Origin of the sequence: Longitalea arenae (assembly GCF_016924755.1) — a bacterium.
Lineage (GTDB): Bacteria > Bacteroidota > Bacteroidia > Chitinophagales > Chitinophagaceae > Niastella > Niastella arenae.
The window spans coordinates 93,298-116,635 of the sequence record NZ_JAFFJX010000013.1; the positions used below are offsets into that span (position 1 = coordinate 93,298).

Sequence of the window (23,338 nt, forward strand, 5' to 3'; positions counted from 1 at the left end):
AGTTCAAATAAGCACCACTTGTCCCGCTCTGCGGGATTAGTACATCAGCACATCAGCAAATCAGCATATCAGCAAATCAGCACATCAGCACATTGCCTATTCCGCCCAATCCGCATTCAGCGTAGCGATATACTCGTCAATCACCAGTTTGATATCGAATTTTTTGATGACCAGCGCGCGGCCATGACGGCCAAGGCGGTTCCTTTCCTCCGCCGGCAAATTGATCATTTTTTCCATTTTATCGGCCAGGTCAAAGGGATCATGCACATGGCAGAGAAAGCCGGTGGTATTGTTCATCACCACTTCCTTACAACCCCGGTTATTACTGGTGATCACCGGTAATTCCATACTGGCCGCTTCCATCAGGCAACGCGGCACCCCTTCATTATAAAAAGAGGGAAATACAAAACAATCGGCCCTTTGCAGGAAGGGACGAACATCTTTGGCAAAGCCGCCATAGTGGATCAATCCCTCCTTTTGCCAGCGGTCGAGGTCTTCCCGCGCAATGGAATCGGGATGATGCTGTTCAAAAAAGCCGATCAGTTCAAAGCGAACATCATAATGCTTTTTCTTGAGAATGCGGGCAGCATCGGCATAGAGACTGATGCCCTTGCTTTTCAGCAGGCGGGTGCTCATTAAAAAAGTAAAAGGTCCCTTGTCTTTTTTCGCACTGCGCTGGGGAAAGGAAAAATAATCGGTATCCACACCTTCGCCGGGCATGACCTTCACTTTTTCAATATTTACAATATGTTCGTTGATGAATATTTTAGCATCTTCATTATTCAGGAACCATACCTCACGGGTTTTACGCAAGGCTCTTTTGTACAGCAGTTTTACAACATGGTAGAGCCAGTTGCGTTTGGCAAATGGATAGCCCAGCCCGGTAATAACGGCCACCGAGGGAATACCAACCGCAGCGGCGGCCAGAGACCCATAAATATTCGGTTTGGCTACATAATGAAAAATAAAATCAGGGCGATACTGGCGGTAGAGGGCATTCAGTTGCCGGTAAAAGGCAAGGTCCGCCACGGGGTTTTCTGTTTTATTGTTGAAATGGAGCGGAACGAACTGGCAACCAGCTTTCAGCAGGTACTGCGCATATTCATCTTCCGGAGCCAGTACCAGCACGGCAAACCCATTGTCAAGGAGGTAACGGATCACATCTAACCGGAAATTGTAGACAGACCACGCGCTGTTTGACACAAAGGCGATCAACTTATGAGGTCCTACCTTATTATACATCAACAGATATTAGTTTCAAATTTATACATTTGAGTGGTATAATCGACCATGTGCAATAGACAAACGCCAGCCGCGTTGTTTTCTTGCCAATGATCAATTAATAATTGTCTGTTCGTTTCTACCAGGAAACAATCTCATGCATTTACTCTTGCTATTAATATATAGTACCGTATTCATATACTTGCTGTACCGGCTTACCCGTAAGAAAGTACCACTCTCCCTGCCCGAACTGGCGGGCGCCTTTTTATTCAAAGTAGCCCTGGGCTGTTTATATGGGTATATCTACCTGCACTTTTATAATGGCGACGATACCTGGATGTATCACCGCTTCGGTTTGGAGAACCTCGAAAAACTGAAACATCATACCCGCTCCTATTTTACCGAATTGCTCCCGGCCGAATCTTTTGCCTGGGCCGGCGGCAGTTTCTGGCATGGGCTCGGCGTATATATCCATACGCTTGAAAACGATGGCATTGCAAAAATATTGAGTATCGCCAATCTCTTCAGCGGGGGTAATTATTATATTAATGTCGTTTTCTTCAATTTCATCCTGTTCTGGGGGCATTACTTGATGTTCAGCCTCTTTGTACAGGAATTCCCTGACAAAAGAAAACCCTTATTCTTCCTCTTCTTTTTCTTTCCGCCCCTGGTATTCTGGCTCAGCGGCATTCGCAGCGATGGATTGATCTTGTTCTTCCTGGCCCTGGCGCTGGTACATTTTCGCCGCTGGTTGTATGAACAGAAAACGGGGTCCATCCTATGGACTGTACTGGCAGCGACCGGCATCCTGATCTTCAGAAGCCAGGTATTATTATTATTGATCCCCGCCTTACTGGCCTGGTATATATCGGTAAAATTCAACCGAAGACCGGTTCCCATTTTTCTGTGCGTATTCGGTTTTGGCGCTTTGGTATTCTTTGCCTCCGCCTGGATCTCGCCATCAAAGAACCTGCCGGGGCTCATCGTTCAAAAGCAGCAGTCCTATATGGCCCTACAGGGTACCCGCTTCCGGCTGGATAGCCTGCAACCTACGGTGCCCGGCTTTATTAAAGTGTTGCCCCAGGCAGTGAGCCATACTTTTCTGCGGCCTTATCTCTGGGAGGCCAAAGGGGCGCTGCAGCTGTTGACTGCCCTTGAGATCATCGTTTGCTGGTTACTGGTACTGGCAGCTATCCTTAAGAAGGAAACCCATTGGCGGCAACTGTGGAAAAAGCCGCTGGTCCCCTTTTGCCTTTGTTTTGGCATCACCTTATATATATTTATAGGGTATACCATTCCATTTCCCGGCGCCATTGTGCGGTACAAAGCCATTCCCGAACTTTTATTGCTGACCATTCCGGTGATCAGCACCAATTGGAGCTTCCCACGCCAGATTAACAAAAAACTATATATTTAAAAAAATCGCATTTTTCGCCTTCATTTTAGTTCAAAAGCCAGTTTTGCCGCCGTTTTTTCTGTATTTTATCAAAAAAACTGCCTCATAAATTCAAAATTTTTTTTGGATACCTTATTTGTCGTTTATTTGCACAAAAGCAAAAATTTTAGTGATGGAATCATTACGTTTTAAAGCAATTAACGACCTGACTGCCCAGTCGAACGGCCTGGATGTAGAAGGTTCAACCAAAATTACCGGCATCTTCGGTGAGAATGTGTTTACTTTAAAAACTGCACGTGAGTTTTTAAGTGATGAAGCGTACAAAAGTCTTAACGCCTCTATTAAAGGTGCTAAGAAAATTGACCGCGCTATGGCTAACCAGATCGCGGCCGGCCTTCGCCAATGGGCAGAAACAAAGGGTGTAACACACTATACACACTGGTTCCAACCACTGACAGGCACTACTGCAGAAAAACACGACTCATTCTTCACTATCAAAGGTGATGGCAGCGCTATTGAAACTTTCGACGGCGATGCGTTGATCCAGCAAGAGCCTGATGCTTCTTCTTTCCCCAGCGGTGGTATCCGTGCGACTTTCGAAGCCCGCGGTTATACTGCATGGGATCCTTCTTCTCCTGCTTTCATTATGGAGATCGGCCAGGGTAAAACACTGTGTATCCCTACCATCTTCGTTTCTTATACCGGTGAAACACTCGACTATAAAGCACCTTTATTAAAATCACTGGAAGCTTTGAACAAAGCAGCCGTGGAAGTGTGCCATTATTTCGACAAGAATGTAACTAAAGTAAACGCTACCCTGGGTTGGGAGCAGGAGTACTTCGTTATCGACGAAGCATTCTTCAATGCCCGTCCTGACCTGGTACTGGGCGGCCGTACTGTATTCGGTCACTCACCTGCCAAAGGCCAACAGCTGGAAGACCACTACTTTGGTGCTATTCCTGACCGGATCTACGCTTTCATGCGCGATTTCGAACAGGAGTCTTACAAACTGGGTATTCCTTTAAGAACCCGTCACAACGAGGTTGCGCCTGCACAGTTCGAGTGCGCTCCTATCTTCGAAGAAGTTAGCGTGGCTGTAGACCACAACACCCTGTTGATGGATGTTATGGACCGCGTTGCCCGCCGTCATAAATTACGTGCTTTATTGCATGAGAAACCATTCGCCGGCATCAATGGAAGTGGTAAACACAATAACTGGTCAATGGCTACCGATACCGGCATCAACCTGCTGGCTCCCGGTAAAACCCCCAAGACCAACCTGATGTTCCTGACCTTCTTCGTGAACACCATCAAAGCGGTATATGATTATTCTGAGATCCTGCGTGCGTCTATCGCATCTGCCGGCAACGATCACCGCCTGGGTGCCAACGAAGCGCCTCCTGCGATCATCTCTGTATTCATTGGCCAGTACCTGTACAAGGTATTGAACGATGTGAAAGAAAGAGTAGGTGGTAAATTCGATGAGCAGGATGAAGCCATCCTGAAATTAGACCTGCACAGAAGCATTCCTGAGCTGTTGCTCGATAACACTGACCGTAACCGTACTTCACCGTTCGCGTTCACCGGTAACAAATTCGAGTTCCGCGCTGTAGGTTCTACTGCAAACTGCGCCAACCCCATGACCACCCTGAACACGATCATGGCTGAAACGCTGAAGAAATTCAAAAAAGACGTAGACACCCTGATCGAAAAAGGCGAGAAAAAAGAGATCGCTATCATGCACGTGATTCGCGAGTATATCGTAGCCAGCGAAAAAGTATTGTTCGAAGGCGACGGTTACAGCGACGAATGGCACCAGGAAGCTGAAAAACGCGGCTTACCGAATGTACGCACTACGCCAAAAGCGCTGGATGCGATGGTAAGCGAAAAATCGAAACACCTGTTCGAAAGCAACAACGTGTTAACGCATGTAGAGCTGGAAGCCCGTCATGAGATCGAGCTGGAAAAATACATCAAGAAAGTACAAATCGAAGCCCGTGTAATGGGTGAGCTGGCTACCAGCCACATTTTACCGGCAGCTATCAAATATCAGAACGAGCTGATCACAAACATCAAAGGTTTGAAAGAGATCGGGCTGAGTGAAGAAAGCTATGCTAACCAGAAACAAATCCTTACCAAAGTTTCTGAGCATGTAAGCAAAATGTCTGAGCTGGTTGAAAAGATGATCCAGGCCCGTAAAAAGGCGAATGCGATCGCTGATACCCGCGAGAAAGCCATTGCTTATTGCGATACTATTAAAGAAGCGTATTTTGATCAGATCCGTTACCATGCCGATAAGCTGGAATTGCTCGTAGGCGATGAGTACTGGCTGTTACCAAAATACCGTGAGATGCTGTTCTTGCGCTAATCACCTTCCCTACCGGGAATATTATATTCAAGAAGGTATACTGACATGACAAGCAAGGGCCCTGTTCTGAATAAGGACGGGGTTCTTCTTTTACCCACCTTTCTGCAAAATACATCTGCGCATTTTTTACCCGGGTGCTGGCCGGCTCCTGGTCCCCTTCCGGGGTTGCTGGTAATATAAAACAACCGATCCCGCCGAAGCAGAACCGGTTGTTACAGTATTCCCTGTTGGCTGCGCAGCCTTCCGGCCTGCCGGAAGCATCTGCAGGTTGCACTCCATTATTTTATTGAATGACCCAGGCCACAGGTGGCGAATACACGGTTTGATTACCCTTGCCGATGGCTAGTACCCGGAACCAATACCTGCTTACCGATCTCAGGCTACTGAAGGTATGTTCCCGGTTGAGCGAAGTTTCGCTTACCCATACGCTATCGGGACCAAGCGGGTCGGTGGTATATTGATGTACATATGACCTGGCGCCCGTTACCCGTTTAACGCGGGTGGTTGCCGTACCAGGTAAGGCGCTTTGAACGGTAAGCTCAGTAATGGGCTGCAGCTCCCGGGACTCGCCTCTTATTCCCACGATCTCAAAACCACTTTGTAATAACATGGTTTTATCGCCCTTACTGGTTGCAGTTACATATTCGTTCAATTCATCCAGGATCGAGATCAGGGCTGCCCGCTTGTCGTTCTTTGCCGATAAAAGCGCCCGGTCCTTTCTACCGGCCATGGATGAAGCCAACCTGAAATCGTCACAGGCTGCCTGTAATACAGACTGTGCCGGTTTGGGATCTGGAAATGCCGGATTCGTTTTCAGCATATCCGAGATCGTATAACTTGATTTCAGCAGATTCGAATCACTGCTGATTCTGTACTTGGTGCTAATTCTGACTGACATATAAATAGATTTAAAAAATTAAAAAATAGTGTTTACATACGCTACTTGTCAAAGCCCTGACCAGTCTGCATACCTTACCCAATCACCGTATTCCGGTAATATTGCCATAGCACAAATGCTAAAGCATGTAACACCAATCAATGAATGTAAGTGAATGAGGCCCGGATGAAGTACGTATTGGCCAATACGGGTGGAACAAGATCTCCCGGCTGTTTTACCGCTGTCACTGCTGGATTCCTTAACTAGTTACAGCAACTTCGGTTATCCGTTCAGGTGCCTTTGTTCATAACAAATATACGGTGGTTGAAAAGTGAAATCCAAATGACAGCACATTGAAACGGGTCAAAAGGGCCGAATATGGTCAATAATGACCGCTTTGGGTCTTGTTTGTCTCGCCCTGAATTGGCCATAACAGGAATTGCGAAGCACATTCAGTTCTACTTTTAACGCACTTGCCTTTGTTATTTCCGAAATTTATGGTCCTTTTGGCAGAAGCTCTCCTGCTTTTATCGAATGCGATCATTTAAATAGTGAATACTATGGTACTTTGATCAATGGCAATGCGCAGGCGTTGATTCACTAAGCGCAATTTGCATTTTTGTGCATCCTTTTCTCAAATGCGTATACAGATTTTCCGAATGAGCTAAGCGCCGCAGCGCAGGAAGTGCCATTATTTTTAAATTACCGGCAGCATATCCATTATGAAGCGTGCTTTTAACGAATAACATGAAATAATGCTGAATAGACTGCTACATTGAACAGATCACCTTATACTTTTAACGAACAGGTTACGCAAATGAACGAATAAGCTACCCGGTTTACTGAAAGTAAACACCAATTTGCAAAAAGAGACCGGTAAAACCGCCAATGGATCATCAAAAACGACAAACAAAAACATCAAATCAATAAAAGTAGAACGCAGGTTGAAAAATGAGCGATCAAATCATGGAAAAGTGAGGTAACTTAATAAGATGAAAAAGCAAAGTGCCGGCATATTACCATACAAGTTTGTAAAGAAGCAGCTACACGTCTTTATAGCGCATCCTGGCGGACCTTTTTACCGCAGGAAGGACAATGGCTTCTGGACGATCGTAAAGGGCGAAATGGATGCAGGGGAAGAACCGCTGGCCGCCGCCATCCGGGAGTTTAAGGAAGAAACCAATCTTGAGATCGATGGCGAATTTATACAACTAACTTCGCGCAGGCAAAAGAGCGGCAAGCTGGTACATGTATGGGCCATCGAAACCGATTTTTCAACCGATAATATTCAAAGCACTACTTTTCCCATGGAATGGCCACCCAAATCGGGCAAAATGATCGATGTGCCCGAGCTGGACAAATTCGAATGGTTTGATGCGGCAACGGCTATGGATAAGCTATTACCGGCACAGGTGGGTTTTGTTGAGGAGGTGATGGGAATGGTGGGAGGAAAAAATAGAACTTAGACCAAGGCAGGATCAAGGAAAAGAAAAATACCTGTCTGTTCGCACACTCATAACTTATTATACAAGAAGTGTATATAAACACCAATCCCGCCTGTTGGCGGGACTACTGTAAAAGTTTTCACTGCGGAATAATCCTTACTGTGATTTACTTCAAAGCAAAGGTAAAAAGCTTTACTTAATTCAACAAGCACCTATCACATTTCTTGATCTATCTCAATAATCAAAAATATTTTCGCGGATTTTGTAGATAATATTTAACCCAAACTGTTTTTATATTAAAGAACGTTTATTGATACAGTTAAAAACAACTGATCCTACTGTTCTAAAGATAATACTTATTCAATTCAATCCGAATTGTACTGTACAAATATTATCTAGCTGTGATTTACTTTTTTTATTCAACCCCTAAACGATTGCTATGCAAAAAATCCTTGGTTTAGACATTGGCACCAACAGCATTGGTTGGGCGCTTGTTAATAATGAATTCGGAAACAATGATAGTAAGATCCTTGGTATGGGTTGCCGCATTATTCCTATGGATGGGGAAATGCTTGGCAACTATGAAGCAGGCGTTTCTGTTTCCCAAACGGCTAACCGACGCCAGGCCCGCGGAGCCAGGCGGCTGAAAGACCGGTATAAACTGAGAAGAAAAAGGCTGATTGCCGTTTTAAAGGTCCTAGGATGGCTGCCGGACAACTTTGCACCAGGCCATGTACTACCCATATTACCAGAAAGACTGGCTGAAATGCACACACTATTTGGCACCACCCAAATAACCCAGGACTGGCTGGTGTATTATTTACGCAAAAAAGCGTTAACCGAAAAAATAGAATTAGCAGAGTTAGCCAGGATATTACTGCACATGAACCAACGCCGTGGCTTCAAAAGCAACCGCAAAGCCAACAACGATGCTTCGGCAGAAAACAATAGTGAACAAGAAGATCAATTGCCATCCAGGGAGAACAAAATAGAAGTAGTTTCTATAACTGCCGTAAAAGATACTGGCGAAATAACCCGCGGGAAAAAAGTATTTGAGATCACTTTAGCAAATGGTATTAAAGGAACTATTAGCAGAGATACTCCGCCGGATTGGGAAGGAAAAGAAATGGAATTGGAGATCAGGACGATTAGAAGTAAAAAAGACCCGACGCCACGATACGAATTTGCCCTGCCAAATAAAAGCGATTGGCAAAAAATGAAAGAAGCACTGCAAAAGGACATTTCTGCAGCAGGATTGCATATCGGCGAATACGTGCTTAATGAGATATTAAAGAACAGGAACTACAGGGTCAGAGAAAGGATTGTCGACCGTTCCCTGTTCATTGCAGAGCTTATGGCTATTTGGGAAACACAACAACAATTCCATCCTGAGCTATTGGCTCGGGATAAAAACAATGCGATAGCAGATGCGCTTTATGTTCACAATAAAGAAAAAAGGAAAGAAATCCAGGCGAATGACCTGTTACATGTGCTGCTTCACGATATCATTTATTATCAACGTCCGCTGAGATCAAAAGTAAGCTCTATTGGTGAGTGTCGTTTTGAAAAAAAATCTATCTGGCTGAAAGATGCAAAAGGCAATGACGTTCAACCTGCGTTAAAAGTTATTCCGGCCAGTGCTCCTCTTTTCCAGGAGTTCAGAATATGGAAAACCATTCACACGCTAAAAATTTTTGTAAAAGAAAAGCAAGTTAATGGCGAGCTGAAAACTGACGTTGATGAAACTTCGATTTATCTAACATCAGCCGTAAAAGAGTCCTTATTTTATTTTTTCGACAACCGCGAGGAAGTTGAATTAAAAGATATTTTAAAATTTTTGAAGTTATCATCCGACACGCATTACATCAACTATCCGGACAACACCAGATTCAAGGGTAATCCAACAAAGTCTCAATTCAGAAAATTGTTCAACCGGTTCAAATTTGAAGCGGGCATTAACTTTATGCTGGACGCAGAAAAAATGAACAGCCTATGGCATCTGGTATATTCAATAGACGACAGCTCAGCCATTGAAAAAGCTTTACAGGGGAAGAGATGGCAATTCCCGGAAAACGTTGCTAAAGCTGTAGCCAATCTACCTGCGTACCTGTCCCAATATGGTGCTTATAGCAGCAAGGCGCTGAATAAAATGTTGCCTTTAATGCGATGTGGAAGACTATGGAGTCCAGCAGCCATCGACAAAGATACACGCGCCAGAATTGAAAAGATAATAACCGGTGAATTCGATGAACATATTGATGACAGAACTAGGAGCCTGCTGACGCATTGTACCAGCCTTGATCAGTTTCAAGGGCTGCCGGAACACCTGGCTACTTATGTAGTTTATGGGAAACACAGTGAAAAGACAGGAGAACCGGTAGAAAATCCCGAGATGGTCAAAGGTTGGGAATACAAGGGGCCGGCCAACCCCATCGTAAAACAGATTGTTAATGAAACGATACAGGTTGTGAAAGCCATATGGAAGCATTATGGCAGACCAGATGAAATAAGGATCGAGTTAGCAAGAGACCTAAAAAAAACGGCAGATGAAAGAAAGGAACTATCCGCTATAAATTTTAAAAACCAGGAAGATAAACGCCGGATCAAAGCGATCCTCAGGGAGCTAAAGATAGGCGACCCTGAATCCCTGTCAGATATCGATAGAATGCGCATATTCGAAGAGAATGGTAACTACGCAGCACAGGCTAATTATTTAAAGTTCTTTAAAAAAGCATCAGAACCCACCCCTGCCGAGATCGAAAAATACAGGCTTTGGGTGGAGCAAAATTGTATTTCTCCCTATACTGGCAAACCTATTCAACTTTCGCGTCTATATACACGTGATTATGATGTAGATCACATAATACCGCGGTCAAGATACTACGATGATTCCATGGCTAATAAGGTAATTGTGGAAACCTGGGCCAATGCAGAAAAGGATAACCTCACTGCCATGCAATATATCCGTAAGGGAAGTGCAAAAGGGGAATTACTGTCTGCAGAACATTATTCAGCTTATGTTAACAAGATCTTCCGCCAGAAAAAACGTCGTCATTTGTTAAGCGATGAAATTCCCGAAGGTTTTATTCAACGACAATTAAACGACACCAGATACATTACCAAAAAAGTGGCAGAGCTGCTGTCTCAGGTCGTTGAAAGCAAAAAAGTAAAAACTACCATTGGGCAAATAACCGACGAGTTAAAACACAAATGGGGACTGAACGACATGATTAAACGTTTGCTGATTGAACGTTTTGAAAGGCTGGAAAAACTCACCGGCGAAAAAAAGGTTGAATATTATACAGATGAGGCCGGTAAACGCCGGCTACACCTGCATGGTTATGAAAAACGTATCGATCATCGCCACCATGCAATAGATGCGCTTGTTGTCGCCTGTACCCTAGATGAACATATTCAATATATAAATACACTCGAAGCACAAACAAAAGATGAAAACGAAAAATATAAATATCTAAAACTGCTTAAAAGCAAAAAGACAAGAGATTTTAAGGAACCCTGGCATTATTTTATTCCTGCCGCCGAAGAAGCGTTGCAACAGATCATTGTTTCATTTAAAAACCGGCATCGGATATTGAACAAAGGCGTGAATAAACACCTTAAATATGTGGAAAAAGATGGCCTATGGATCAAGGATTTCGTAACCCAAACACAAGGGGAACTATGGTCTGTAAGACAACCATTGCATAAGGAAACGGTGTCAGGGAAACTGCAGTTTAGAAGATATAAATCAGGCAGCATTGGAGACGCTATAAAACAGCCGGAAAAAATTGCAGACAGAAAAGTAAAAGCACATTTAGTATACCTCATACAGCAATTTGGACCCGATGAAAAAAAGATTAAAAAAGCGCTTAAAGAAAATCCGGCTTTTGACAGTAAAGGCAATCCCATTGATAAGATAACGATGTGGTACATGAAGGAATACTATGGCAACAGGGTGAATCTCGATGAAACGTTTACAGCTGAAAAAATAAAGGAAAAAATAGCGACCTACAATACGGAGAGTAAAAATGGCTTAAAAAACATTTTATTGACACATCTGGCCAAATGGAATAACGAACCTAAAGCCGCCTTTGCGGGAGAAGGCATGGAAGATCTTACCAAGACTCTTGGCAGGCCGATAACTAAAGTAACCATCTACGAAGATTCTAAAAGCAAATTTGAAATAAGAAAAGGCCAGTTCGTAGAAGCAGCCAAAGGCACCAATCTGTTTTTTGTCATCTATGAGAATCTACAGACAGGAGAAAGGCAATTTGAAACATTGAGACTGGATGAAGTAATCATTGCAAAAGCCAATGGCTGGCCGGTGGTAAAAGCTAAAGAGGGGTATAAGCATTTTACACTTTCACCAAATGATCTGGTGTATGTACCGGAAGAAGGCGAGAATGTAAAAATGATCAACTGGCAAACCGAAAAAGAAAAGATCTCAAAAAGAATTTACAAAGTAGTAAGCTTTACCGGACCTCAATGCTTCTTTGTTCCACATAACTATTCCAAAACTATCATAGAAAAAGTAGAATTAGGTTCCATGAATAAACAGGAAAAATCGCAGGACGAATTAATGATCAAAAAGTGCTGTATAAAATTGAAGGTTGATAGACTGGGGAATGTTTTGGAAATGTAAAATCTATAAAAAAAGGAAAAAGGGGCATTAAAAAATCACGGTATAGAATTGATAGTGTTCAGAAGGCGATAAGTGAGCTTTTGAAAAATAGGTCGTCAAAATTGTTTACAATCAATAATTAGTTTGAATGTCGGCTTGTGAAAAAATAAAGGTATTATCCTGCCCGTTGCAATGAGACAACTCCAGCCTTTATGATAAAGCGAACGCTTTATTTTGGAAATCCAGCCTATCTAAAAACAACCAACGAACAATTGGTTATAGAAATGCATGATAGCGGAGAAACCAAAACAGCCCCTATTGAAGACGTTGGCATATTAATTCTTGATCATCAACAAATAACTATAACTCAAGCCTTGATAGCTAAGCTTTTGGCTAATAATACGGCTGTTATCACCTGTGATCATACCCACCATCCTACTGGCCTGTTATTAAACCTTGATGGCAACAGCCTGCAAAGCATGAAATTTCAGGCCCAAATAGAAGCGTCGATACCGCTTAAAAAACAACTGTGGCAACAAACCGTCTCAGCTAAAATATTAAATCAGGCTGCACTTTTGGCGATACAAAGGGAGCCAAATAAGTATCTGTTAAATTTGGTTTCGACTGTTAAAAGCGGGGATCCAGACAATTGTGAAGCGAAGGCAGCTGCTTATTACTGGAAACATATTATTCCTGAATTTCTCGAGTTTCGGCGAGAGCGGTATGGACCGCCGCCTAATAATCTACTCAACTATGGCTATGCAATTTTACGAGCTGTGGTTGCAAGGAGCCTTGTAATTTCAGGTTTATTACCAACGCTTGGTATATATCACCGCAATCAATATAATGCATATTGCCTGGCTGATGATGTCATGGAACCTTACCGGCCATATGTCGACCAGGTGGTTTGTCAGATCATTCGGGGCAACGGCCGGTTCCTTGAAATGACCCTCAACATGAAAAAGGCATTGTTGGCCATACCAGCAATGGATGTGCAAATTGACGGACAGAAAAGTCCGCTTATGAATGCTGTGCAGCGTACGACAGCCAGTTTAGCTAAATGTTTCGAAGGAAAATCACGAAAACTATTATACCCTACATTGGAATGAGTTTCATCCGATCATATTTCTATCCAAGTGGGGAAGGCGGAGGAAGCCAGTCGTTTGAACGTCTAAATGCCTATCGGATTATGTGGGTACTTGTATTCTTTGATTTACCAACCGAAACAAAAAAGGACAGGAAAATATATGCACGGTTCCGGAAAGATATCCTGGCATATGGGTTTCAGATGTTCCAGTTCAGCATTTATCTGCGGCATTGTAGTAGCAGAGAAAATGCCAACGTACATATTGCCAGGGTAAAAAAGATCCTGCCAGAAAAGGGACATGTTGGAATAATGTGTATTACCGACAAACAGTTTGGTATGATGGAAATTTTTCGTGGACATGACCCGGTCAAAACACCAGAAACGGTACAACAGTTAGAGTTATTCTAAAAAACCAGGTCGATAGGATTTAAAAAAACCATTATTATCCATTTTTTTCATCCTAAAAAACGGCTTAAAAGCACAACAGGACTGGGTTTCATCCAATCCTGCTGTCGCTGATCTAAAGTACCGAATAAATGAAAGTAAATCACAGCTAGTAGCAGATGCCGAGAAATCCGCCTTCTGCTGTCGCTGATCTAAAGTACCGAATAAATGAAAGTAAATCACAGCTAAGAGGTAATAAATCTTACAATGCATGGGGCTGTCGCTGATCTAAAGTACCGAATAAATGAAAGTAAATCACAGCTACATCACAGCACTGGCTTATATCGTTAAGCTGTCGCTGATCTAAAGTACCGAATAAATGAAAGTAAATCACAGCTACCTCGGCGCCAATATCCGTGACGAACGGGCTGTCGCTGATCTAAAGTACCGAATAAATGAAAGTAAATCACAGCGGCCGATTTACAAAGGATTGTCCGAATGAGCTGTCGCTGATCTAAAGTACCGAATAAATGAAAGTAAATCACAGCCGGCAACTGACGACCTTAACCGACACATGCGCTGTCGCTGATCTAAAGTACCGAATAAATGAAAGTAAATCACAGCTATATTTTTTTATTGGATTAAAAATCTTTTTGCTGTCGCTGATCTAAAGTACCGAATAAATGAAAGTAAATCACAGCGATTCACTGAAGAAAGACGGCTTGCCCTTCGCTGTCGCTGATCTAAAGTACCGAATAAATGAAAGTAAATCACAGCAATAGTCCTTAAATTCAGCCTTTAGGGTATGCTGTCGCTGATCTAAAGTACCGAATAAATGAAAGTAAATCACAGCTAAACGCTTCCTGCAAAACGAAGCCCGGTATGCTGTCGCTGATCTAAAGTACCGAATAAATGAAAGTAAATCACAGCAAGCAGCGGCATATATTAACGCTAGAAATAGCTGTCGCTGATCTAAAGTACCGAATAAATGAAAGTAAATCACAGCAGCCCACTAGGGATACGGAATAAAATTGGGCTGTCGCTGATCTAAAGTACCGAATAAATGAAAGTAAATCACAGCCGCTATTTTGTGGCCTGAGAAATTCTTATAGCTGTCGCTGATCTAAAGTACCGAATAAATGAAAGTAAATCACAGCCTTACTATATTGCAGTTGCAAAGTACCCAAGGCTGTCGCTGATCTAAAGTACCGAATAAATGAAAGTAAATCACAGCGCAAAAATTGATGGTGTTGAAATAGTTGTGGCTGTCGCTGATCTAAAGTACCGAATAAATGAAAGTAAATCACAGCATAGACTTCATTCTGTCTATAATCTCCATAGCTGTCGCTGATCTAAAGTACCGAATAAATGAAAGTAAATCACAGCTGTGGGTGATGTTGTAACGGCTGAAGTATAGCTGTCGCTGATCTAAAGTACCGAATAAATGAAAGTAAATCACAGCGGCGTACATAATAGCAGCTATATGGGCAAGCTGTCGCTGATCTAAAGTACCGAATAAATGAAAGTAAATCACAGCTTCGACCGGCATTGTATTGTTGATCGGGTTCGCTGTCGCTGATCTAAAGTACCGAATAAATGAAAGTAAATCACAGCCGCATGGCATTGCCGAATTCCTTATCGACTGCTGTCGCTGATCTAAAGTACCGAATAAATGAAAGTAAATCACAGCGCTGAAGGATGAAGACGCCCGGGAAGATACGCTGTCGCTGATCTAAAGTACCGAATAAATGAAAGTAAATCACAGCAACATATGGTTTTTACAGGTCTGGGAAGGCTGTCGCTGATCTAAAGTACCGAATAAATGAAAGTAAATCACAGCACATTCCAAACTGAACCATCCGTGGATTGTGCTGTCGCTGATCTAAAGTACCGAATAAATGAAAGTAAATCACAGCATAAGTGTCAGAAAATACTTTCTCCGCCTCGCTGTCGCTGATCTAAAGTACCGAATAAATGAAAGTAAATCACAGCTGGTGAGCGATTGACTTTCAACGCTGGGTCGCTGTCGCTGATCTAAAGTACCGAATAAATGAAAGTAAATCACAGCGGAGCAATTGTTAACTAATTTAGGTTACGGCTGTCGCTGATCTAAAGTACCGAATAAATGAAAGTAAATCACAGCATTGCCAGGTAGTGCCGTCTTCAAATGCGAGCTGTCGCTGATCTAAATTACCGAATAAATGAAAGTAAATCACAGCGCGTTGGCAATCTAAGAATGTTCACGTTATGCTGTCGCTGATCTAAAGTACCGAATAAATGAAAGTAAATCACAGCTAAAATTAAATTGATAGGTAATATAAGGTTGCTGTCGCTGATCTAAAGTACCGAATAAAGAAAGTAAATCACAGCACTTAATAATGGGTGGAATCTGTCCGTGTGGCGGATGGGTTCTGTAACGCAGTCATATTTGCAGCAACTGCTTCGCATCTAATATACACAAATTTTGATAATTGCAACTCCTTTCACAACCAACCAGGCCCCGCCACTCATTCTTCAAAAATCCCGGCCAAACCCCACTCTTTGCCCGATATTCCCTAATTTGCCAGCCTAAAAACCTGATAATGGAAATAAAACCTAAATATGGTATCGGCGACTTCACCTTCGGCATGAAGGCAGACCAGGTAGTGGCCAAACTGGGTAAACCCGATAAAATGTACCAGGACGAAGATGATGAGAACCAGGTTCTCTATCAATATAACCAACATAAACTGCGCCTCACCTTCTACCAGGATCACGACGGCAAACTGGGTTATATCAGATGCTCCAACCCAAAGCTTCAATTCCAGGGCAAACCGGTCATGAATACACCGATCGATAAAGTGAAAGACGAAACCTTCAGCTCCCTGATCGAAGAATGGGAAGAAGAAGACTACGACTTCTTTGTAACCTACGTAAATGAAGAAAACTGGATCGTATTGAACGTTGAATACGACGAAGTCACTGAGATCGAACTCGGCGTTCCCGTTAAAAATGACGACGAATACGACTGGAAATAGATCACCCGCCAACCTCTGACGATTCGCTGCCGCTTATGAAGGGCTGCTTGACCGCTATCAACAAATGACCAGCCCCTACTCCCCTAATCACCTGTTGTACACTGGTATATCTTCCTGCCTGCACGAAGTTGTTCTTCGTCAATAGGCCATGCGGCCTATAATTTCTACTTTCCCGCCCATAATTCAAAACCCTCACTTTATGAAACGTATGCTTGCTGTATCCGCCCTGGTGGCTATTGCCGCCTTTGCTACTGCTTTTTCCGGCTATCGTTACCATGTAAAAGATGTAAAAGATCACCACGCTACCTGCAAAGGTTCGCGGTATTGCACTGCCTGTAAAAATTGTAAGTACTGTGGGCACTGCGCCAAAAATGGCGGCTCCTGCGGTGTTTGCAAATAGGCTGATTATTACTTTTTATCACAAAGCCCTGACGTTTCCGCCAGGGCTTTTTCCTGTTCTCCGTTTCAACCTTATTTCCTATAAAACCACAATCTTCTGCGCTAATTTCCCGCTGGTCGTTTTGTTATTTACGATCAGCATATACACGCCGGTCTTCAATCCACTCAACACCAGGTTATCGTCATGATAACTGTTCCATTGCTTTACAATCCTGCCACCGAGATCAGTTATGATAATATCCCTTACCGCACTGCTGCCAAACAATACATTCATATTACCCGATTTGGCCGGGTTCGGATATACAGTGAGTTTACTTAACTCTTCCAGTCCGCGCACGCCTTTGGCTGCTGTCACCGTGCGCTTGCCATCTTTATCGATCTGCACGATCCGGTACCAGCTGTTTGCTTTTGCCAGATTGCTTTCTTTAAACTGGTAATACAAAGGCGCACTGCTGGTGCCATCCACGGACTTGCTGGCTACAAAACCTACTTTCTCAAACACGCCATTCCCCGTGCTGCGCTCGATCTCAAATCCGGTATTATTACTTTCCATATTGGTAGTCCACTGTAAGGTCACATAGTTGCCGCTGCGGCTGCCATTGAAGTTCACCAGCGATACGGGTAATGGTCCGGCCACCGGCCAGTTAATGGTCACCGTAGCATCGTCGTACATATTATCGGCTAATGTATTGATGTCATTGTCTGGACCATTATCCATCATCCGGTAGGTGAATGTGAGTTGCGTCACCGTCGTTGTATTACGGGTAACGATGAAGGTGCCATCGCTGTTTATGGTCACACTGCCGTTCGTGGGCTGCGTTACTACCGACCATTGCAGGTCTGCATATACATCATTCTGATCGTTATCCGTTCCGCCGGCATCTACTGTATTTCCCATGGGATAATTAATATTGGAACCATACAGGGCGCCATTGAAAGAGGTTTCCAAACCATTGGCCCGGGTGAACACATCGTTGAGGGCGATGGGCGGACAATTAGTTCCGCCGCAGATCAACTGCACACCGCTGATGGATACATTATCAAATACATACCGGATACCCGATTGTCCGCAGGCGGCATCAAATGAAATAAATACTTTGAAACTGTTAGCTGTCACTGCGTCCGGGAAAGTAAACTGAAAACAGGTGGTACCGCCATTGGTTGGCAATTCATAATTATCCTGCCGGGCATAAATATTACCGGCTTTCTCCAGATCCTTGGAACTGGTGACCGCTGAATTTACAAACAGGATGTCGGCATAGGTAGCACAGGGAAAAGTCGTTTGGGTATTCAGGTTGGCTTCATACGCATAAATATCAAAACAAACTTTTACCGTGTTGGAGGTTTTGTTCACTGCAGGGGTTCCGATATTGGCAGGGTTATGTCCACCCACACCCGGGGTGATCACCACGCTGTTGCCGTGAACATCGCCATACCCTGCACCTTGTGATAAGATCCAGCCGCTGGGCGAAGTATCGAAACCTTCTTCCAGCTGCGCCTGCGCAATTGTCGTTATAGCCGCAAGCAAAACGAATAGTAAATACCGCTTCATAAATAAATACATTTTGTGGTTAAAAGGAATGTTAGGGGTGGTTTACCAGCGGTGTATTGGTCTACTGTTACTTTTCAAGGGGTATGGGCAATAATATCCTGTACTCCGGCAGCCGGAGTGTATAGTCTTATTCTTAACTGATCATTGGAAATGGTAAGCTGACTGCATTGCAATAGTTGCAGGTATACGCACAGGAGAGGTATTGTGCATACTTTCTTTAACGGTTACAAAGGTCAGGCCCAGCCATTCAGCGAATACTGGTAGCATTTAAATGGAGGTAAACAGAATCAATAGAGGCTTTGTGAACGAAAACGTAGGAGATTTGGATGTAGATGGGTCAAAAATAATATGCGCCGCCAATATATGCAATAGGATCACATATTTAATTGACTTGAAACAAGTGTACATTAAAGTTTCGCACATATATCATTGATCATCAATAGCCGGCCCGCTTCCGGCCGGCTTGTGTAGAAGTTGACTTTTTCATTAAGCAGCAGCCTGCAGGCGCTCTTCCACCCATTTTTTGGCGATATCCAGCTGTTCTTTCATGGTAATATGGGAATTATCGAGCTCCAGGGCATCGTCGGCTTTGCGCAGCGGACTTACTTCGCGGTGAGAATCAATATAGTCGCGCATTTCCAGGTTGGCCCTTACTTCTTCCATGGTAACGTTGGGGTTCTTTTCATACAATTCCTGGAAACGGCGTTTCACGCGGATATCATTATCGGCGGTCATGAAGATCTTTAGCTCGGCCTTGGGAAATACCACCGTGCCAATGTCGCGGCCATCCATCACAATCCCTTTATGTTTACCCATGTCCTGCTGCTGCCGCACGGCAAATTCCCGAACCTCCCTGATGGCGGCTACCTCGCTCACTTTTTCGGCAACCACCAGGTCACGGATCACATATTCCACATTCTCTCCATTCAGGTACATCTCGCTCTGGCCGGTCTTGTGGTTCGACATAAACGTGAGCTTGATATGCTGCAAGGCTTCGGCTACCGCATCGTGATGCGTCCAGTCGACGTGATTCCGTAAAAAATAAAGTGTAATTGCCCGGTACATCGCTCCACTATCTATATAAAGGTATCCCAGCTCCCGGGCCAGCTGTTTGGCCAGTGTACTTTTTCCGCAGGACGACCACCCATCGATGGTGATAATGATCTTTTGTTGCATAGGTATTGTTGCAAAAGTAAAACACAACACATAAGAACCAAGGCCCGGGCCTTTCAATTTTTAACAGGCTGCATAATCGAAAACAATGATTGCTAAGGGACTGGCCTTCCGCCTCTATGCCGCACACCTCTATGCCTTTATGCCTTGTTGCCTTTCAAAAACAATGTCGCCCCTGGTCAGGGACGACATCCAATTTGTAGTGGGACTAAATCGGCACACTACGCTGTGTCACCTGGTTAGCAGTCACCACCTTAGAGGTAACCCTGATAATATGCCGGCACAGCGATAATGCCCCATAGTACCCGGGAATAATGTAAACCGAGGGACGCAGTTATATAAACGCTCCGTTACCTGATTAGTTGTTCAGCGCCCCCGGAAATGCATAAAAAAACCCCGGCGGTAGCGCCGGGGTCGGGTATATTGATCTAATACTTAGTTGTTTGCTTCGGATTTTTCCTTTTCTGCCTTCAGCGTGAACCTGATCTTTGAGTTCTCTGCATCCAGGTCGGCCACCAGGGTGTCGCCTTGTTTAATATGCAGGCTCAGGATCTCTTCTGCAAGGGGATCTTCCAGGTATTTCTGGATGGCCCTGTGCAGCGGACGGGCGCCAAACTGCTGATCGTAGCCTTTTTCAGCAATGAAGTGTTTTGCTTCGGTCGTCAACTCCAGGGTGAATCCCAGGTTGGCCAAACGTTTCATCACTCCTTTCATCAGGATGTCGATGATGCTGAAGATATGGTCTTTGTTCAACGAGTTGAAGATGATCACATCGTCGATACGGTTCAGGAACTCAGGCGAGAATGTGCGTTTCAGTGCCTTTTCAATAACGGCTTTGTTATTTTCATTAGCGCTTTGCGTACGTGCCTGGGTGGCGAACCCTACGCCATCACCGAAATCTTTCAACTGGCGCACACCAATATTCGATGTCATGATGATGGTGGTATTCTTGAAGTCAACCCTTCTACCCAATCCATCGGTGAGCTGTCCATCGTCCAGCACCTGTAAAAGGATATTGTAGATATCAGGGTGTGCTTTTTCAATTTCATCCAGCAGGATCACCGAATAAGGTTTGCGGCGAACTTTCTCGGTCAGCTGGCCACCTTCTTCGTAACCAACATATCCCGGAGGCGCACCGATCAAACGGCTTACCGTGAACTTTTCCATGTATTCACTCATGTCGATGCGGATCAGCGCATCCTCTGAGTCGAACATATAACGGGCCAGTGAACGGGCCAGCTCGGTTTTACCAACACCGGTAGGTCCCAGGAAGATAAAGGTACCGATCGGCTTTTTGGGATCTTTCAAACCCACGCGGTTACGTTGAATGGCTTTCACCACTTTCTCGATCGCATCATCCTGACCGATCACCATACCGCGCATATCTTCGGCCATGCGGCGCAGTTTTTCGCTTTCTGCCTGCACCATCCGTTTAACCGGGATGCCGGTCATCATGCTCACCACTTCGGCAATGGCTTCATCGTCGATGGGATAGCGTTTGTGTTTGCTTTCTTCTTCCCAGCTTGCTTTCGCTTTTTCCAGCTCTTCCTGCAAACGTTTTTCGGTATCGCGTAAAGAAGCTGCTTCTTCGAATTTCTGGCTCTTTACGACCTTATTCTTTTCCACCTTTACATCTTCGATCTTCTTTTCCAGATCGAGGATCTCTTTCGGCACGTTGATGTTCTTCAAGTGAACACGGGCGCCTACTTCATCCATTACGTCAATCGCCTTGTCGGGCAATAAACGGTCGGTAATATAACGGTCGCTTAATTTTACGCAGGCATCGATCGCATCGTCACTGTAAGTAACATTGTGATAGTCCTCGTATTTCGATTTGATATTGTTCAGGATCTGAACGGTTTCATCAACACTTGGTGGTTCTACCATTACCTTTTGGAAACGACGATCGAGGGCGCCATCTTTTTCGATGTACATTCTGTATTCGTCGAGGGTAGAAGCGCCAATGCATTGGAGCTCGCCACGGGCCAAAGCCGGTTTAAAGATGTTGGAAGCATCCAGTGAACCGCTGGCGCCGCCGGCGCCTACGATGGTATGAATTTCGTCGATGAACAGGATCACATCCCGGTTCTTCTCGAGTTCATTCATGATGGCTTTCATCCGTTCTTCAAACTGACCACGGTATTTGGTACCGGCTACCAGGGCAGCAAGGTCTAATGAAATAACGCGTTTATCAAACAATACTCTCGATACTTTACGTTGAACGATGCGCAGCGCCAAACCTTCCACGATCGCTGTTTTACCTACACCGGGCTCACCGATCAGGATCGGGTTGTTCTTTTTACGGCGCGACAGGATCTGGGATACCCGCTCAATTTCTTCTTCACGTCCGACGATCGGGTCAAGGGCACCACTCTCGGCTAAACGGGTAATGTCGCGGCCAAAATTGTCCAGTACCGGTGTTTTGCTTTTTGTATTGCCGGCAGAGCGTGATTTCTGCTGTGAATACTTCTTTTCATCATCAAAATCGTCTTCGTTCTCGTCGGCATATTCACTGCGTACGTCGTTGCTTTTTACAACGCCTAATTCGTTTCTGAATAAATCGTAATCCACGTCGAACTGATTTAAGATTTGAGTTGCTATGTTTTCCTTATTCTTAAGAATGGAGAGCATTAAATGTTCCGTTTCTACAGTGGGACTCTTGAGCGCTTTTGCTTCCAGCACAGTTACGCGGATCACCTTTTCGGCCTGCTTGGTGAGTGGCAAACTGTTTATGTTAGCAATGTTTTTACCGGTCTTGTCTTTTACTGCCAGTTCTACCTCTTTCCGCAATTCGTACAGATCCACATTAAAGCTTTTCAATATACGGACAGCAGTGTTCTCTCCTTCACGGATCAACCCCAGCAACAAATGTTCAGTTCCGATAAAATCGTTCCCCAACCGTAAAGCCTCCTCTCTGCTAAAAGAAATGATCTCCTTTACCTGGGCTGAAAAATTGTTGTCCATTTTATTTATAATTTGTTGTGTGTTATACAATAATAACGAATATTTTTGACATTTAGTTGTTCCCTTTATTAACGGATTCCAGCTAATTAAAAGTACTTAAAAGGTCAATATGCAGTTCAAAATTGATACCAGTGAGAAATTCCATGCCATTCAGATCAAAGAGCCGGTTTTATCTGCTAATATGACAGTAGATTTGGATGCCTGTTTAATGCCCCTCTTGCAACAGGAAGTTAAAAACGTGGTGCTTATTTTACAAGACATTCAAAACATAGATAACGCTGCCGGTGAACACCTGGTGAAGCTGCAGCACCAGTTTTACGAACAAAGTGCTTCCTTCGTGATCTGTTGCCTGCAAAAGCAGGTTGAAAAAGAACTGGACGGGGCCGGACTGCTGGAATTACTGAACTTTGCGCCCACGGAAAGCGAAGCCTGGGACATCGTGCATATGGAAGAGATCGAACGCGAACTGGGCGACTCCCTCTAGTTTGAATTTGACAATTGACCGGTTGGTAAAGAACGGAAAGGAACATCAAAAGGCAGAACCGCCGATGTGTCAGCCGGGGTTGATGTAGATGCGTCCTATTATTGGATATGTTAAAATTGAGAGAACGCGGTTTATAGGGATGTGTTACAGGTTACAAATTGCATGTTACAGGGAAATGCGCCCTAAAAGAAGTGATCCTGGTTATTAAACGTGTGTGTCTATAAGAGGAGCGTTACAGGTTACAAGTTACATGTTACAAGGCAAAGCCGGGTCCAACGCCCTGCAACCAAGAACCTGAAACTTGAAACTTGTAATCCTTGAAACCTGTAACCCCGTGAAACCTGAAACCT

Annotated in this window: 14 protein-coding genes and 1 CRISPR repeat array; of the genes, 9 read left to right on the top strand and 5 right to left on the bottom strand. The window is 44.1% G+C overall.

Annotation, left to right across the window (positions count from 1 at the left end):
• Positions 1-96: 96 nt before the first annotated feature.
• On the bottom strand, positions 97-1,242 hold the full coding sequence (locus tag JT717_RS21775) for a glycosyltransferase family 4 protein (protein WP_205513151.1): 1,146 nt from the start codon (positions 1,240-1,242) through the stop codon (positions 97-99).
• A gap of 136 nt (positions 1,243-1,378) precedes the next feature.
• Here JT717_RS21775 and JT717_RS21780 point away from each other — a divergent pair, with 136 nt between their 5' ends.
• Entirely contained in the window at positions 1,379-2,638 is a 1,260-nt protein-coding gene (locus tag JT717_RS21780) for a hypothetical protein (protein WP_205513152.1), read from the top strand.
• Positions 2,639-2,789: 151 nt separating this feature from the next.
• Entirely contained in the window at positions 2,790-4,985 is a 2,196-nt protein-coding gene (locus JT717_RS21785; RefSeq protein ID WP_205513153.1) for a glutamine synthetase III family protein, read from the top strand.
• A 283-nt stretch (positions 4,986-5,268) separates the two neighbouring features.
• Here the strand turns inward: JT717_RS21785 and JT717_RS21790 are convergent, their stop codons facing one another.
• Positions 5,269-5,883, bottom strand: a complete 615-nt coding sequence (locus JT717_RS21790; protein WP_205513154.1) for a hypothetical protein — start codon at positions 5,881-5,883, stop codon at positions 5,269-5,271.
• Between the two features lie 971 nt (positions 5,884-6,854).
• Between JT717_RS21790 and JT717_RS21795 the strand changes: the two genes are divergently transcribed.
• The 6 genes from JT717_RS21795 to JT717_RS21820 all read left to right on the top strand — a co-directional run bounded on the left by JT717_RS21795 (position 6,855) and on the right by JT717_RS21820 (position 16,816).
• A complete protein-coding gene (locus JT717_RS21795; RefSeq protein WP_205513155.1) occupies positions 6,855-7,328 on the top strand; it encodes an NUDIX hydrolase in 474 nt (157 codons plus the stop codon).
• A 418-nt stretch (positions 7,329-7,746) separates the two neighbouring features.
• Positions 7,747-11,949 carry a type II CRISPR RNA-guided endonuclease Cas9 gene (gene cas9, locus JT717_RS21800; protein ID WP_205513156.1) on the top strand — a complete coding sequence of 1,401 codons (4,203 nt, stop codon included), beginning with the start codon at positions 7,747-7,749 and terminating at the stop codon, positions 11,947-11,949.
• A 191-nt stretch (positions 11,950-12,140) separates the two neighbouring features.
• Positions 12,141-13,037: a type II CRISPR-associated endonuclease Cas1 gene (cas1, locus tag JT717_RS21805; protein ID WP_205513157.1), complete on the top strand. Its 897-nt coding sequence runs from the start codon at positions 12,141-12,143 to the stop codon at positions 13,035-13,037.
• A gap of 80 nt (positions 13,038-13,117) precedes the next feature.
• Positions 13,118-13,423, top strand: a complete 306-nt coding sequence (gene cas2, locus JT717_RS21810; protein WP_205513158.1) for a CRISPR-associated endonuclease Cas2 — start codon at positions 13,118-13,120, stop codon at positions 13,421-13,423.
• Positions 13,424-13,523: 100 nt separating this feature from the next.
• A CRISPR array of direct repeats spans positions 13,524-15,694; the repeat unit is 46 nt; unit sequence GCTGTCGCTGATCTAAAGTACCGAATAAATGAAAGTAAATCACAGC.
• A 287-nt stretch (positions 15,695-15,981) separates the two neighbouring features.
• Positions 15,982-16,416, top strand: a complete 435-nt coding sequence (locus JT717_RS21815; RefSeq protein ID WP_205513159.1) for a hypothetical protein — start codon at positions 15,982-15,984, stop codon at positions 16,414-16,416.
• 199 nt (positions 16,417-16,615) lie between these two features.
• On the top strand, positions 16,616-16,816 hold the full coding sequence (locus JT717_RS21820; protein WP_205513160.1) for a hypothetical protein: 201 nt from the start codon (positions 16,616-16,618) through the stop codon (positions 16,814-16,816).
• A gap of 78 nt (positions 16,817-16,894) precedes the next feature.
• Here JT717_RS21820 and JT717_RS21825 read toward each other — a convergent pair whose 3' ends face one another.
• The 3 genes from JT717_RS21825 to JT717_RS21835 form a co-directional block, all read right to left on the bottom strand.
• A complete protein-coding gene (locus JT717_RS21825) occupies positions 16,895-18,367 on the bottom strand; it encodes a T9SS type A sorting domain-containing protein (RefSeq protein ID WP_205513161.1) in 1,473 nt (490 codons plus the stop codon).
• A gap of 486 nt (positions 18,368-18,853) precedes the next feature.
• The gene (gene cmk, locus JT717_RS21830) at positions 18,854-19,543 is read right to left on the bottom strand and encodes a (d)CMP kinase (RefSeq protein ID WP_205513162.1); all 690 of its coding nucleotides are present in this window, start codon (positions 19,541-19,543) and stop codon (positions 18,854-18,856) included.
• Between the two features lie 432 nt (positions 19,544-19,975).
• The gene (locus JT717_RS21835; RefSeq protein ID WP_205513163.1) at positions 19,976-22,504 is read right to left on the bottom strand and encodes an ATP-dependent Clp protease ATP-binding subunit; all 2,529 of its coding nucleotides are present in this window, start codon (positions 22,502-22,504) and stop codon (positions 19,976-19,978) included.
• A 109-nt stretch (positions 22,505-22,613) separates the two neighbouring features.
• Between JT717_RS21835 and JT717_RS21840 the strand changes: the two genes are divergently transcribed.
• Positions 22,614-22,988 (top strand): STAS domain-containing protein, encoded by a 375-nt coding sequence (locus JT717_RS21840; protein WP_205513164.1) that lies wholly within the window; start codon positions 22,614-22,616, stop codon positions 22,986-22,988.
• The last annotated feature ends 350 nt before the right edge of the window (positions 22,989-23,338 follow it).

What these genes read in the sequence shown, in the direction of transcription:
- JT717_RS21775 (WP_205513151.1), bottom strand. Translation starts at nt 1,242, where the DNA reads ATGTATAATAAGGTAGGACCTCATAAGTTGATCGCCTTTGTGTCAAAC.
- JT717_RS21780 (WP_205513152.1), top strand. Translation starts at nt 1,379, where the DNA reads ATGCATTTACTCTTGCTATTAATATATAGTACCGTATTCATATACTTG.
- JT717_RS21785 (WP_205513153.1), top strand. Translation starts at nt 2,790, where the DNA reads ATGGAATCATTACGTTTTAAAGCAATTAACGACCTGACTGCCCAGTCG.
- JT717_RS21790 (WP_205513154.1), bottom strand. Translation starts at nt 5,883, where the DNA reads ATGTCAGTCAGAATTAGCACCAAGTACAGAATCAGCAGTGATTCGAAT.
- JT717_RS21795 (WP_205513155.1), top strand. Translation starts at nt 6,855, where the DNA reads ATGAAAAAGCAAAGTGCCGGCATATTACCATACAAGTTTGTAAAGAAG.
- cas9 (WP_205513156.1), top strand. Translation starts at nt 7,747, where the DNA reads ATGCAAAAAATCCTTGGTTTAGACATTGGCACCAACAGCATTGGTTGG.
- cas1 (WP_205513157.1), top strand. Translation starts at nt 12,141, where the DNA reads ATGATAAAGCGAACGCTTTATTTTGGAAATCCAGCCTATCTAAAAACA.
- cas2 (WP_205513158.1), top strand. Translation starts at nt 13,118, where the DNA reads ATGTGGGTACTTGTATTCTTTGATTTACCAACCGAAACAAAAAAGGAC.
- JT717_RS21815 (WP_205513159.1), top strand. Translation starts at nt 15,982, where the DNA reads ATGGAAATAAAACCTAAATATGGTATCGGCGACTTCACCTTCGGCATG.
- JT717_RS21820 (WP_205513160.1), top strand. Translation starts at nt 16,616, where the DNA reads ATGAAACGTATGCTTGCTGTATCCGCCCTGGTGGCTATTGCCGCCTTT.
- JT717_RS21825 (WP_205513161.1), bottom strand. Translation starts at nt 18,367, where the DNA reads ATGAAGCGGTATTTACTATTCGTTTTGCTTGCGGCTATAACGACAATT.
- cmk (WP_205513162.1), bottom strand. Translation starts at nt 19,543, where the DNA reads ATGCAACAAAAGATCATTATCACCATCGATGGGTGGTCGTCCTGCGGA.
- JT717_RS21835 (WP_205513163.1), bottom strand. Translation starts at nt 22,504, where the DNA reads ATGGACAACAATTTTTCAGCCCAGGTAAAGGAGATCATTTCTTTTAGC.
- JT717_RS21840 (WP_205513164.1), top strand. Translation starts at nt 22,614, where the DNA reads ATGCAGTTCAAAATTGATACCAGTGAGAAATTCCATGCCATTCAGATC.